The organism is Methylothermaceae bacteria B42, from assembly GCA_001566965.1.
In the GTDB taxonomy this organism is placed as follows: domain Bacteria; phylum Pseudomonadota; class Gammaproteobacteria; order Methylococcales; family Methylothermaceae; genus Methylohalobius.
This window is the reverse complement of the sequence record LSNW01000031.1, coordinates 195,122-208,231: the sequence shown is the minus strand read 5'-3', so window position 1 is coordinate 208,231 and position 13,110 is coordinate 195,122. Positions and strand designations below refer to the sequence as shown.

At 55.0% G+C, this 13,110-nt stretch carries 17 protein-coding genes; 14 read left to right on the top strand and 3 right to left on the bottom strand.

Annotated elements, in window-relative coordinates; translation table 11 throughout:
- Positions 1-24: 24 nt before the first annotated feature.
- Positions 25-2,094, top strand: a complete 2,070-nt coding sequence (locus AXA67_11080; GenBank protein ID KXJ40406.1) for an RNA degradosome polyphosphate kinase — start codon at positions 25-27, stop codon at positions 2,092-2,094.
- 88 nt (positions 2,095-2,182) lie between these two features.
- On the opposite strand, the gene AXA67_11075 is transcribed toward AXA67_11080, so the two are convergent.
- From AXA67_11075 to AXA67_11065, 3 genes are all read right to left on the bottom strand, one after another.
- Complete coding sequence (locus tag AXA67_11075) at positions 2,183-2,908, bottom strand: hypothetical protein (GenBank protein ID KXJ40390.1); 726 nt, start codon at positions 2,906-2,908, stop codon at positions 2,183-2,185.
- Positions 2,909-3,033: 125 nt separating this feature from the next.
- On the bottom strand, positions 3,034-3,813 hold the full coding sequence (locus AXA67_11070; protein ID KXJ40389.1) for a hypothetical protein: 780 nt from the start codon (positions 3,811-3,813) through the stop codon (positions 3,034-3,036).
- 58 nt (positions 3,814-3,871) lie between these two features.
- Positions 3,872-4,075, bottom strand: coding sequence for a hypothetical protein (locus AXA67_11065; protein KXJ40388.1), 204 nt, complete (start codon positions 4,073-4,075; stop codon positions 3,872-3,874).
- A gap of 31 nt (positions 4,076-4,106) precedes the next feature.
- On the opposite strand from AXA67_11065, the gene AXA67_11060 reads away from it, so the two are divergent.
- The 13 genes from AXA67_11060 to AXA67_11000 are packed head-to-tail and all read left to right on the top strand — an operon-like array spanning position 4,107 to position 13,092.
- Positions 4,107-4,853, top strand: coding sequence for a hypothetical protein (locus tag AXA67_11060; GenBank protein ID KXJ40387.1), 747 nt, complete (start codon positions 4,107-4,109; stop codon positions 4,851-4,853).
- A 32-nt stretch (positions 4,854-4,885) separates the two neighbouring features.
- Positions 4,886-5,383, top strand: a complete 498-nt coding sequence (gene ruvC, locus AXA67_11055; protein KXJ40386.1) for a crossover junction endodeoxyribonuclease RuvC — start codon at positions 4,886-4,888, stop codon at positions 5,381-5,383.
- A complete protein-coding gene (locus tag AXA67_11050) occupies positions 5,380-5,976 on the top strand; it encodes a Holliday junction ATP-dependent DNA helicase RuvA (protein KXJ40385.1) in 597 nt (198 codons plus the stop codon). The genes ruvC and AXA67_11050 overlap by 4 nt, the downstream gene beginning before the upstream one ends.
- Entirely contained in the window at positions 5,973-6,263 is a 291-nt protein-coding gene (locus AXA67_11045) for a DNA polymerase subunit beta (protein KXJ40384.1), read from the top strand. Before AXA67_11050 ends, AXA67_11045 begins: the two co-directional genes overlap by 4 nt.
- Positions 6,264-6,311: 48 nt before the next feature.
- Positions 6,312-7,343: an ATP-dependent DNA helicase RuvB gene (gene ruvB, locus AXA67_11040; protein ID KXJ40383.1), complete on the top strand. Its 1,032-nt coding sequence runs from the start codon at positions 6,312-6,314 to the stop codon at positions 7,341-7,343.
- On the top strand, positions 7,336-8,025 hold the full coding sequence (locus AXA67_11035) for a ribulose phosphate epimerase (protein KXJ40382.1): 690 nt from the start codon (positions 7,336-7,338) through the stop codon (positions 8,023-8,025). The genes ruvB and AXA67_11035 overlap by 8 nt, the downstream gene beginning before the upstream one ends.
- A gap of 2 nt (positions 8,026-8,027) precedes the next feature.
- A complete protein-coding gene (locus AXA67_11030) occupies positions 8,028-8,426 on the top strand; it encodes a 4-hydroxybenzoyl-CoA thioesterase (GenBank protein ID KXJ40405.1) in 399 nt (132 codons plus the stop codon).
- Entirely contained in the window at positions 8,423-9,085 is a 663-nt protein-coding gene (locus AXA67_11025) for a protein TolQ (GenBank protein ID KXJ40381.1), read from the top strand. The genes AXA67_11030 and AXA67_11025 overlap by 4 nt, the downstream gene beginning before the upstream one ends.
- Positions 9,082-9,504 (top strand): protein TolR, encoded by a 423-nt coding sequence (locus AXA67_11020; GenBank protein ID KXJ40380.1) that lies wholly within the window; start codon positions 9,082-9,084, stop codon positions 9,502-9,504. Before AXA67_11025 ends, AXA67_11020 begins: the two co-directional genes overlap by 4 nt.
- Positions 9,505-9,512: 8 nt before the next feature.
- Positions 9,513-10,415, top strand: a complete 903-nt coding sequence (locus AXA67_11015; GenBank protein KXJ40379.1) for a hypothetical protein — start codon at positions 9,513-9,515, stop codon at positions 10,413-10,415.
- Positions 10,412-11,725, top strand: coding sequence for a translocation protein TolB (locus AXA67_11010; protein KXJ40378.1), 1,314 nt, complete (start codon positions 10,412-10,414; stop codon positions 11,723-11,725). Before AXA67_11015 ends, AXA67_11010 begins: the two co-directional genes overlap by 4 nt.
- 36 nt (positions 11,726-11,761) lie before the next feature.
- A complete protein-coding gene (locus tag AXA67_11005; GenBank protein KXJ40377.1) occupies positions 11,762-12,307 on the top strand; it encodes a hypothetical protein in 546 nt (181 codons plus the stop codon).
- Positions 12,304-13,092, top strand: coding sequence for a hypothetical protein (locus AXA67_11000; protein ID KXJ40376.1), 789 nt, complete (start codon positions 12,304-12,306; stop codon positions 13,090-13,092). The genes AXA67_11005 and AXA67_11000 overlap by 4 nt, the downstream gene beginning before the upstream one ends.
- The last annotated feature ends 18 nt before the right edge of the window (positions 13,093-13,110 follow it).

Here is a 13,110-nt window from a genome sequence, read left to right as displayed (position 1 = left end):
AGACAAATTGAACAAGAGTTAGCGGTGAGTGAGCAAAGCATCACTTCGAAGCGCTATCTAAACCGCGAACTCAGTCTCCTGGCCTTCCACCGCCGGGTGTTGGCCATGGCCGAAGATGAATCCCTGCCGCTGCTGGAGCGCCTGCGTTTTTTGTGTATCTCCAGCGCCAATCTGGACGAATTTTATGAAGTGCGGGTGGCGGTCATCAAGAAGAAAATCAGCCTGGGTATTACCACCACGGGCGTCGATCAGGCCGATCCCCGGGAATTGTTAAGAACCATCCGCGAACGGGTGCGGGAAATGGTGGATTCACAATACCGGCTTCTTAATGAAGCACTGATACCCGCGCTGGCGGAGGAAAATATCCGTTTTCTGCGCCGGATTCAGTGGCATGACGCCCAGCGGGAATGGCTGCGAGCCTACATGCGCGAGCGGATTTTGCCGGTGGTAACGCCCTTGAGCATCGATCCGGCCCATCCTTTTCCCCGCATCGCCAATAAAAATCTGCATTTCATTGTCTGCCTGCACGGCAAGGATGCTTTTGGCCGCCGTCACCGTTATGCTCTCATTCCCATTCCCAGGACGCTGCCTCGCCTCGTGTTGCTGCCGGAAATATTGACTGCCTCCGGCGCCGCTTTCGTTTTTTTGTCGTCGGTCATCCACGCCTTTGTTGGCGAGTTGTTTCCCGGGCTGACGGTGGAAGGGTGTTATCAATTCCGGGTCACCCGCGATACCGAGCTGTATATCGACGAGGAGGAGATGGAAGACCTCAAGCGCGAACTCCAGGGCCGGCTGCAGCAGGAGCGCCGTTATGGGCGGGCGATGCGGCTGGAGGTGGCCGACAATTGCCCACAGGAAGTGGCTGATTATCTGTGCGCCCGTCTTCATGTGGAACAGGCGGATTTGTTCCAGGTCAACGGTCCGGTGAATTTGCACCGCCTGGCTTCCGTTTATGACGAAGTGGAAAGGCCGGATTTGAAATATCCGTCCTTTACCCCGGCGATTCCGCCCCGTCTGGTGGGGAAAACAGATTTATTTGCCGTGCTCCGCCGGGGTGATGTGCTGCTGCATCATCCTTACGACGCTTTCTCCCCGGTGGTGTCCCTGCTTCAGCAAGCGGCGGACGATCCAAATGTGCTGGCCATTCGCCAGACCCTATACCGCACGGCCTCCCGCTCGGCGATTGCCGACGCCTTGGTGCGGGCGGCGAGAAATGGCAAGGAAGTGAGCGCGGTGATTGAATTGCGGGCCCGGTTTGACGAGGCGGATAACATCCAATTGGCCGAACGCTTGCACGAGGCCGGCGTCCATGTGGTTTACGGCGTGGTGGGTTTCAAGACCCACGCCAAGCTGTTGTTGATTGTCCGCCGGGAAGGCGACCGCATTCAAAGATACAGCCATTTAAGTACGGGTAACTACCACGAGATCACCACCCGCTTCTATACGGATATTGGTTTGATGAGCACCGATCAAGCACTGGGGGAAGACGTCCAGCGGCTGTTTCATCAACTGACGGGTCTAGGCCACGCCTTCAAGCTGCGCAAACTGGTACAGGCGCCATTTGATCTGCACCCATTTTTATTGAATAACATTCAGCGCGAAGCTGATCTCGCCCGGCAAGGCAAGCGTGGCCGGATCATCGCGCGGATGAACGGCCTGGAAGATCCGGAAATTATCGATGCTCTCTATGACGCTTCCCGGGCCGGCGTCAAGATTGATCTGATTGTCCGGGGTATTTGCTGTTTGCGTCCGGGGGTGCCGGGATTGTCCGATAATATCCGGGTCCGTTCGGTGCTGGGGCGCTTTCTGGAGCATAGCCGGGTCTTTTATTTCGGCAACGGCGGCCAGCCCCAGGTCTATGGTTCCAGCGCCGACTGGCTGATCCGCAATCTCCACCGGCGGGTGGAAGTGGCTTTTCCCATCCTCAACCGGAACTTGAAGCGGCAAGTGATCCGGGAGGCTTTGCGCTATTATTTGCGCGATAATTCGGGGGCATGGGAATTGCAGGCGGATGGCGAATATCGCCGGGTCAAAGTTGGCCGCAGGGCAACCTTTTCAGCCCAGGAAAAATTGTTACGGGACCGTAAATTTTAACCGCTTGCAGGGCTTTTTCCGCCGGGTAATGCCCACCTGCGGTCATTACCCGGCATGGATTGATGAGGGAAACCGTTAACGCGGGTTGCTATTCGTCAGCAATCCGGGTAAGGATGGCGGTTTCCACCGGATCCTTGAAGTCCTGGGGCTTGCCCTGGTTGTCCTTGCCCTCGCTGAAGAGGCCGAGAATGAGCTTGTCGCCGCTCTGGCGCAGGCCAATCAGTTCGTTTTCTTCCCAATTAGTGTTGATATCAAAGCTATTGTTTTGTACTGATCCGCTATTGGAAATTACGCCGTAAACGAATTGATCGCTCAAGAAGGGCACGATTTCCCGCTCCCCGATATCCGGGTGGCCCGAGGCCGGCCCGGAAACAATCTGGGCGGTTAGTTCTCCATTTACTCCTACACTATGACATCCTTGAATCGATGCGTCAGGGGTCAGGGTAAATAACACCCTTGAACCAATCTGGGTCGGGCCGGCCAATTTGAAACAAAAGCCATTGACGGTCCGATAAATGTCTGTCACCAGGTTGGTCACCGCCAGCGGCGGCGTCAAGGCGACCGACGAGATTTGTTCGAACTCAAACCCCCGGCCCTCGGAAAACGTGAATTTGAAGGCGGCATCGTACAGCCGGGTCTTGCCGGTTTTGACATTGGTGACCGGCACCCGCAGCATGTTGAGATTACGGCCCGAGCCGATAATCTGGCCGGATTCGAAATGCACGCTGAAGTCCGTGCCGGGAATCACTTCCGCATGGGCAGGCAAGCCGTAAACAACCAGCAACATTCCGGGGATCATCAGTAGTTTTTTCATTGTTTTCTCCCGATGTTAATGAAGCGGCTTCGTTCATTGGAAGTCAAAGCCAGTGTATCCCCGCCCGACGGGATGGACAAGAATTTTGGCGCGGTAAGAGAAAACTAACGAAATATACCGTGGCTTTATTTGAGCAGAATTCTTCTGCCCGCCTGCTTGAGCCCTTTTGCGCTGTCTATCTCAAAAGCCCCCTCGAGCTTGGCGTTGTCCAGGATTGCGCCGGTGAAGTCCGCCTGCTTTAATTTGGCTTCGCGCAGGTCGGCGTTGACAAGGTTGGCGCCGGTCAAATCGGCGCCGGAAAGATCGGCCCGCATTAAATTGATGTTTGCCATGTCAGCGTTTTTGAGCTTGGCAAAGCGCAGTAGCACACGGTTGAAATTGGCGTTTTTCAGATTGGCGTTGGTAAAATCCGCGCCGTTGCAACTGGCGCGCATCAAACCCATGGGCTGGTTTTTCATGTCCGCGCCCCAAAAGGCGTTTTCGATATTGGCGCCCACCAGCTTGGCTTTGTCCAGGGTGGCGGTGACGCGGCTGTTTTTCAGGTTGGCGCCGGTCAAATCGGCGGCGATCATGGTCACGCCGAAAATGCTGACCCCTTCCAAATTGGCATGGGAGAGATTGGTGCCGCGCATGATGGTCAAATCCAGATTCAAGCCCGCCAGGTTGGCCCGGCTCAAATTGGCATAGCGCAGATCCGCGCCCCACAGATCCGCATGGCGCAGATCCAGCCCGGACAGATCGACCTTTTTCAGATCCTTGCGGCGCAAATCCGCCGGTTTTTCGGCGGTGGCCTGCTTGAGGAGGGCGATGATTTCTTCACGGGTCAAGTCCGCCGCTTGCAGCGGTGGCAGGAAGAAAAAAGCGGAAATAAATGTCCAAATAATTAAGGTTTCAATCACTTTCATTGTCTTTTACCTCTTGGGAAGGTTTTCATCATACGCTGAAAACCTATAATATTGTGTCCTAGCCCGGATATTTCACCAGCCAGATGATGGCGCAGGCCGGGCGTGCCTGGACAAGCCAGGGCCGGTATAGGATTCGGGCCGGAGCTAATTGGATTTCGTGAATTTTGTTAACCTTAAGCATTTTATATTCGTAAATCAATCGATCAAGAAAAGGCCCGAAGCTGGCTGGTGAAATATCCGGGCTAGAATGAACACCTTTCATCAACTCACCAATTTTTGGATTTTGAAATTGTATGGCAGGACATAGTAAATGGGCGAATATCCGCCACCGAAAGAGCGCGCAAGATGCCAAGCGCGGCAAGATTTTTACCAAACTGATCCGGGAGATTACCGTTTCCGCCCGTATTGGCGGCGGTGATCCGGCGGCGAATCCCCGCCTTCGAACCGCTATTGACAAGGCCTTGGGCGCCAACATGCCCAAGGACACTATCGACCGGGCCATCAAAAAAGGCAGCGGCGCGCTGGAGGGGGATAATTATGAGGAAGTCCGCTACGAAGGTTACGGCCCCGGGGGCGTGGCGGTCATGGTGGATTGCCTGACTGATAACCGCAACCGGACCGTGGCCGAAGTCCGTCACGTCTTTACCAAGGCGGGGGGGAACTTGGGCACCGATGGTTCGGTGGCTTATTTGTTCACCAAATTGGGAGTCATTAACTTTCCCGCCAGTGCGGACGAAGACGCCATCATGGAAGCGGCCCTGGAAGCAGGCGCCGATGACATCGTTTCCGACGACGATGGCAATATCGAAGTGTTGACCGCGCCGGAAAATTTCGAGGCGGTGAAAAGCGCCTTGGAACAAGCCGGCCTCAAGCCGGAGTCGGCGGAAATCACCATGCGGGCCAGCACTTCGGTCAAGCTCGACGCCGGGGAGGCGGAAAAGATGATCCGCTTGCTGGAAAAGCTGGAAGACCTGGACGACGTTCAGGAGGTTTATTCCAACGCCGATATCAGCGAGGATGTGCTGGCGAAGATCGCCTAAGCCGGAATAATGTTTAACCTCAGTAACGACTTGTGACACGTATTCTCGGCATTGATCCTGGTTCCCGCATTACAGGCTTTGGCTTGATAGATGTGGAGGGCACCCGAATGCGAATGGTAGTGGCCGGTTGCGTGCGCTGCGTCGCCGGGGATTTTCCCTCGCGCCTGAAAATTGTCTACGACGGCATCATGGAGGTGGTCGCCGAATACCAGCCCGACGAAATGGCCGTGGAGGAAGTCTTCGTGCACAAAAACGCCAATGCCGCTCTAAAATTAGGCCAGGCGCGGGGAGCCGCGATTTGCGCAGGACTGTCCCGGGAGTTGCCGGTCTTTGAATACGCCGCCCGCCGAGTAAAACAGGCGCTGGTGGGCAAGGGCGGCGCCGACAAGCATCAGGTTCAGCACATGGTCAAGGTATTGCTCAATTTCCACGATGACCTGCCCGCCGATGCCAGCGACGCCTTGGCGGTGGCCCTTTGCCACGCCCATTATCAACAAACCCACCGGCGTTATGCGGCGGTGGTCTCATGATCGGCTTTCTCCGGGGCGTGCTTTCCGCCAAACAGCCTCCTTCCTTGTTATTAGACGTAGGCGGCGTGGGTTATGAGGTGGATGCTCCCATGTCCACCTTTTATCAATTGCCGGATATCGGCAGTCAAGTGATGATCTTCACTCATTTGATTGTGCGGGAAGACGCCCATGCCTTGTACGGTTTTGCTTCGGAATCGGAACGGGGGTTGTTCCGGGCCTTGATTAAAGTAAATGGGGTCGGTCCCCGGATGGCGCTGGGAATTTTGTCGGGATTGAGCGCGGAAGAATTCAGCCGCTGCATTCAGCAAGGGGATACCGCGAGCCTTCAACGCTTGCCGGGCATCGGCAAGAAGACCGCCGAGCGCCTCATCATCGAAATGCGCGACCGCCTTCCGCAGCAAAACGATGCGGCGCTGCCTTTGGCTTCCGGTGCGTCTGTCGATCCTTTGGCCGAAGCCGCCGAGGCTCTGGAGGCGCTCGGTTTCAAACCCGCCGAAGCCGGACGTTTGCTGAAGAAAGTGGCCGATGAGGCCGATTCGGTGGAGGAACTGATCCGTCTTGCGCTCAAGCGGGTTGGAGGTGGTGACCGATGAAACGGCAGGATGCCATGCGGCAACTGCAAGCACATCTGCCTGAATTGAAACGGCGCTTTGGAGTGAAAAGCCTGGCTTTGTTTGGTTCAACGGCCCGGAATACAGCGGGCCCCGAAAGCGATCTCGATATTTTGGTCGTCTTCGATGGCCCGACTACTTCTAGCCGTTACTTTGGGTTGCAGTTCTATTTGGAGGATCTCCTTGGCGTGCCTATCGATTTGATCACGGACAAGGCTTTGCGTCCGGAATTAAGGCCTGTCGTGGAGCGGGATGCGATCTATGTCTAGGGCAGGTAAAGGGGAATTGGCTCAACTCAGGCGGGGGCTGAAAGACGCATGACATCGACCGATTCCCGTCTCATTACCCCAACCCAAACCCACGACGAAATCACCCTCGACCGCGCCATCCGTCCCCGGCGGCTGGAAGATTATATCGGTCAGCCGCAGCTCAAGGAACAGCTGGCTATTTTTATCGAAGCCGCCCGGGGCCGGGGAGAGGCTTTGGATCATGTGCTGATCTTCGGCCCCCCGGGATTGGGAAAAACCACTTTGGCTCACATCATCGCCGCCGAAATGGGGGTCAATTTGCGCCAGACTTCAGGCCCCGTGCTGGAAAAGCCCGGCGACCTGGCCGCTTTGCTCACCAACCTGGAAAGCCACGATGTGCTTTTCATCGATGAAATCCATCGCCTCAGCCCGGTGGTGGAGGAAGTGTTGTATCCGGCCCTGGAAGATTTCCAGCTCGATATCGTCATCGGCGAGGGGCCGGCGGCCCGTTCCATCAAATTGGATCTGCCCCCCTTTACGTTGGTGGGCGCAACCACCCGTGCCGGCCTGTTGACGTCCCCCTTGCGCGACCGGTTTGGCATTGTCCAGCGGTTGGAATTTTATTCCAGGGAAGAGTTGAGCCTGATTGTCACCCGCTCCGCCCGGATTTTGGGGCTGACCATGGAAGACGACGGCGCCCGGGAAATCGCACGCCGCGCCCGGGGCACTCCCCGAATTGCCAACCGCTTGCTGCGGCGGGTGCGCGATTACGCCCAGGTGAAGGGCGATGGCCGGGTCACCGGCGAGATCGCCAGCCTGGCCCTGGAAATGCTCAAGGTCGATCCCAACGGTTTTGATCAACTGGACCGGCAACTGCTCAAAACCATGCTTGAAAAATTCGGCGGCGGTCCGGTCGGCCTGGACAGTCTGGCAGCGGCCATTGGCGAGGAACGGGGCACCATCGAAGATGTCCTAGAGCCTTATCTGATCCAGCAAGGCTTCATGATGCGCACTCCCCGTGGCCGCATGGCAACGTCCCAGGCCTGGTTGCATTTTGGGTTGAAGCCACCCGGTAACATGAGCGAGGATTTGTTTGGCTAAGCCGGTTAGTATCGCCCCCTCCCTGATTTGCGCGGACCAGTGCCGATTAGGTGACGAAGTAAAATCGTTAGAGAAACTGGGCGTCGATTATCTCCATATCGATTTGATTGACGGGCATTTCAGTCCTTCCATGCCTTTGGGGTTGGAGGCGGTAAAGCAACTTCGCGGCCAAACCCACTTACCCTTTGATGTACATTTGATGGTGACGGACAACGTATTTTTTATCCGGGAGATGGTGAAAATTGGCGTGCAACGGTTGTGTTTCCACTTTGAATCGGAACCTCATGTGGATAGGTGGCTGGGATTTCTCAGGGAGAATGGTATTCAGCCGGGCATCGCTTTAAAACCCGCGACGCCGCTTTCAGTTTTGAAATATATTCTGCCGCGCATTGATTTTGTGTTGTTGATGCTCATCAATCCCGGTTTCGCCGGACACCGGGGGCAAGCCCAGGTGCCGTATGCCCGGCGCCGGGTGGCCCAGTGCCGGCGCTTTCTTGACCGGCACAACGCGCATCATGTTTCCATTCAAGTGGATGGTAGGATTTGTTTCGAAACCATTCCGGGCTTGGTGGCGGCGGGGGCGGAAGTCCTGGTGGCGGGCACCCAAAGTTTATTTTCCCGATCCGGCAGCAGACAGGAAAACCTTGCCCGGATGCGCCAGGCGCTGGCGAAAAAGGTATGACAATGACACAATTTTCCTGGCCGGTAAGGGTCTATTATGAAGACACCGATGCCGGCGGTGTGGTTTACTATGCCAATTATTTGAAGTATTTTGAAAGGGCGCGCACGGAATTTTTACGCGAACTGGGGTTCGAACAGGATGTGCTGAGGGAGAACGAGGGAGTGATTTTCGCGGTAAAGTCGATTCAGGTGGATTATATTCAGCCTGCGCGTTTCAATGATTATTTATCGGTAACCGCTCAGGTCACGGCCATCCGCCGGGCCAGTTTGGATTTCCAACAAGAAATTCTAAAAGATCAATCCCCGTTATGCCGCGCTTCGGTTCGCATCGTTTGCCTGAATGCCGAGGCTTTCCGCCCTTGCTCTATTCCACCATCACTAAGGACAGTGCTAAATAAATGACTGATTCACTTTTTGGTTTGATCGCCAACGCCAGTTTGCTGGTGCAGTTGGTAATGGCAATATTGCTGTTGGCTTCGCTGGCATCCTGGACGTTGATTTTCCAGAAACACCGGGAACTCAAGCAAGTAGAAGAAGAAGCTGAAAACTTTGAAAGCCGTTTTTGGTCGGGCATTGATCTGGCTGAGCTGTATAAACAGCTGAATAAATCAGATGCGGCGGGTTTGGAAACCGTATTTTTGGCGGGTTACAAGGAATCGGCCAAGTTGTTCAAGCTCCGCGCGCCCCCTCATCTGATAGCCGAGAATGTCGAACGCGCCATGCGCGTGGCCATCAGCCGGGTGATTGAGGATCTGGATGACCGCCTGCCCTTTTTGGCGACCGTGGGTTCCACTAGCCCCTATGTTGGTTTGTTTGGCACCGTGTGGGGCATCATGAACTCCTTTCGCGCCTTGGGCGATGTGCAACAGGCAACCTTGGCCTTGGTCGCCCCGGGTATTGCCGAAGCCTTGATTGCCACCGCCATGGGGCTGTTTGCGGCGATTCCGGCGGTGATTGCCTACAACCGCTTCAGCACCCATATCGACCGGATTCAAAGGCGTTATGACAATTTTGCCGAGGAATTTATTTGCTTGCTCCAGCGCAAGGCGATTGAATTATGATTAAATCCAAACCCCGACGCCGGCCCATGGCCGAAATCAATGTTGTGCCTTACATCGACGTGACTTTGGTGTTGCTTATCATTTTTATGGTGACCGCGCCATTACTGCAAAGCGGCGTCGATGTCAGCTTGCCCCAGGCAGCCGCGGAGCCCGTGGTAACCGAGGAAACGCCACCGGTAGTGGTGACGGTGGCCGAAGACGGCGCCTTTTATTTGAATCTGGAACAAGAACGCGAATCCGTTTCCCTGCAATCTTTGTTGGTTAAAGTGGCGGCAGTGCTTCGTCATAAACCTGAGATTCAAGTGCTGGTTGCCGGAGATGAACACGTCCCCTATGGTCAAGTGGTACAAGTCATGGCGGCCCTCAAACAAGCCGGCGTCACCAAAGTGGGTTTGTTGACACGCCCTGATTACCAATGATGGATCGTATGCCCAGTTGGATGCCCTCTTTTTTAAAAGCGCTGGCCCTGCATGGAGTGGTTATTGCCATCTTGTTTATGCGTTGGCAGTCTGAGCCAGAGCCTGTCGTTACCCCACCATCGCCAAAACCTGAAATTATCGAAGCGACGGCTCTGGATGAATCTCAAGTCGAAGCCGAACTGGCGCGTATCAAGGCGCAAGAAGCCGCCGCCAGAGAGGCGGAAAAGGCCCGCCAGGAGAAGTTAAAACAACAGCGCATGGCCGAAGAACGCCGTTTGCGCGAACTCAAACGTAAACAACAACAAGAAAAGAAAACCTTGCAGCAACTGGCCGAAGCCAAGCGCAAAAAAGCCAAAGAAGAAGCCAAACGCTTGGCAGAATTGAAAAAGCGCCGGGCGGAAGAGGAAGCCCGCTTGGCGAAACTGGAAAAAGCCCGCCAGGAAGCCGAGAAAAGGCGGCTGGAGGAAGAAAAAAAGAAACGCTTGGAAGAGGAGAGAAAAAAACGTCTGGCAGAAGAAAAGAAGCGCCAAGAGGAAGAGGCAAAACGCTTGGCGGATGAAGCCAAACGCAAGGCGCAGGCCGAAGCCTTGCGTCAGCAACAATTGGCGCAGGAGCGCCAACGAATTAATCGCCAAGTGGCTGAAGCAACCGCCAAAGTGAAGCAAAAAGTCGAACGTTATTGGCTCAGGCCAGCTTCTTACCAAGCCGGGTTATCCTGTACAATCCGAGTGAGGGTGATTCCTGGGGGAGAGGTGGTGGAAGCAAAAGTTATCCAATCCAGTGGCAATCCAGTATTTGACCGCTCGGCAGAAGTGGCGGTGCGCAAAGCTTCGCCACTGCCTATTCCAGAGGATCCCGCATTATTTTCCCATTTTCGCGAGTTTAAATTTATTTTCAAACCCGAAGGATGAAGAGATTGAAATTATTATCCCCTGTGCGACAGCTGTGTTTTTGGCTGGCCTGGATGAGTTGGTTGCTGGTCAATTTACCCGCCCAAGCGGTCTTGACTATTGAAATTACCCGCGGCGCGGAAGGGGCGGTGCCCATTGCCGTGGTGCCATTTGCCTGGCATGGGTCCGGTCCCAAACCATTGGCCATTGCCTCGGTAATTCAGGCGGATTTGGCCCGGAGCGGACGCTTTAACCCCTTGCCCGAAGCGGATATGCTGACCAAGCCCACCGAGTTAATCGATATCCAATGGAACGCATGGCGGGCGCTGGGGCAGGATTATTTGGTGATTGGCCGTGTGGCGGAAACCGGTCCGGATAAGTACGAAGTCAAGTTTTTCCTGTACGACGTTTATAAAGGCCAGCAGTTGGCTGGCTACCGGTTACCTTCCCGGAAAAAAGAATTGCGCCGTACCGCCCATAGGATCAGTGACATTATTTATGAGAAAATCACCGGCCAGCCTGGCGCATTTACCACCCGGATAGCCTATATTACGGTCAAGGAGCAGGGCGGGCGGCGAATTTACCGGCTCCAGGTGGCGGACGCCGATGGCTATAATCCCCGAACCGTCGTAGTTTCCCCAGAGCCATTAATGTCCCCGGCTTGGTCCCCTGACGGCAAACGCCTTGCCTATGTGTCTTATGAACAACAAAAGCCCGCCATCTTCGTGCAAACCCTGGCCACCGGCAAACGGGAAAAAATCGCTTCGTTTCCTGGCATCAATGGCGCACCTGCCTGGGCGCCTGACGGAAGCCATTTAGCCCTGACTTTATCCAAGGGCGGCAGCCCGGACATTTATATCTATAATTTGACGACCCGGAAATTGCGGAGGCTGACAAGGAGTTATGCCATTGACACGGAACCCGCCTGGTCTCCTGATGGCAAACGTCTCGCATTCACCTCCGACCGAGGCGGCAGTCCGCAAATCTACACGATTCCGGCCCAAGGCGGCAAGCCACGCCGCTTGACCTTCGAGGGGAAATACAATGCCAGAGCGGTTTTTTCTCCGGATGGCCGCCATTTGGCCATGGTGCATGGCGGAAAAGGCTACCGGATTGCCTTATTGGATCTAGAAGACGGCCTTTTGACAGTATTGACTTCGGGACCGTTGGATGAATCCCCCAGCTTTGCGCCTAACGGCAGCATGATTTTATACGCGACCCAGGATCAGGGCCGGGGACAGTTGGCGGCGGTTTCCGTCGATGGCAGGGTGCATCAAAGGCTGAAAACCGAAGTCGGGGATGTGCGTGAGCCCGCCTGGTCGCCGTTTTAGCAAAAACATTGATTTAAACCGGAGAGGGAGGGAGATATGCGATATTCGTTTTTTTTGGTCCTGGCAATTTTCATTGGGTTGTCAGGCTGTAAAAGCAAAGGGGATTTGAAAACGGAGGCATTGCAAACGCCCGCGGGCGCTACCACGCAAGGTTTGGAAGGCGAGGAAGGCGTGGCTTTGCATGAGGTGCAAACGCAAGGGTTGCAAGAGGATGGAATAGGGCCGGTGGATAGCAGCGGGATGCCGGTTAGCAAGGTTATCTATTTTGATTTTGACAGCGCTCAAGTCCGCGGTGAGGATATTCCTGTCATCCAGGCCCATGCCAAGTATTTACTTGAAAACCCACAGGTCAAGGTGGTCTTGGAAGGGCACACTGATGAGCGCGGTTCCCGGGAGTACAATGTGGCGCTTAGCGAAGCACGGGCCATTGCCGTGGCGAAAATCTTCGAGCTGCAAGGGGTTCCCAGTACCCAAGTGAGCGTCGTCCCTTATGGGGAAGAAAAGCCGGTGGCACTGGGTCATAATGAAGAGGCTTGGAGCAAAAATCGGCGGGTGGAAATCGTTTATCAACGGAGTCAATGATGCGTTGGTTTGGTATTGCACTGGGAATCGTATTACTGGCCAGTTGCGCCACTACGAAGGAAAACGGGCTGGAAAAACGGGTTCAATTGCTGGAGCACAAAATGTCCAACAGAACTGCCATGCAGCTGCTCCAACAGGTAGATCAAATGCAACGGGAAATGCGGTCTATGAGGGGCCAGTTGGAAGAAGCCCAGCATTTGATTCAGCGCATTCAGGAGAGTCAGCGCAAGCAATATCTGGATTTGGATACCCGTTTGCGTGTTTTGGAAGGCGGTAATCCGGCAACTGGCCCAAACTATTCAAATAGCCCGGCGGCGCCAGTCATGCCGCCGCCGGTTTCTGAAAATACACCGTCTTTAGCACCATCTTCCCAGCCTTTGCAACAAGCGGATGCTGTCAAGTCTGTCCCTGAAGACGAAGCACAAGCCTACCGAAAAGCCTACGAGACCTTGCAGGCCGGGCATTATGACGCCGCTGTGGATGCTTTTTCGGAGTTTTTGCAGCGTTATCCCAAGGGTGAATATGCCGATAACGCCTATTACTGGCTGGGCGAGGCCTACTACGTCAAACGGGATTTCAGCGCTGCCCGCCAAGCTTTCCAGCAAGTAGTGGAAAAGTTCCAAGACAGCACCAAGGTTCCGGATGCGATGCTGAAAATGGCCTATATAGACCTGGAATTGGGCCGAGTCAAAAAGGCCAAGCAAGCGCTGCAGCAGGTTGCCGAGCGTTTCCCAGGTACCCGGGCGGCGACATTGGCGCAACAGAGGTTGAGTCAACTGCGATAGTTTCTCGCTATTTTTCGA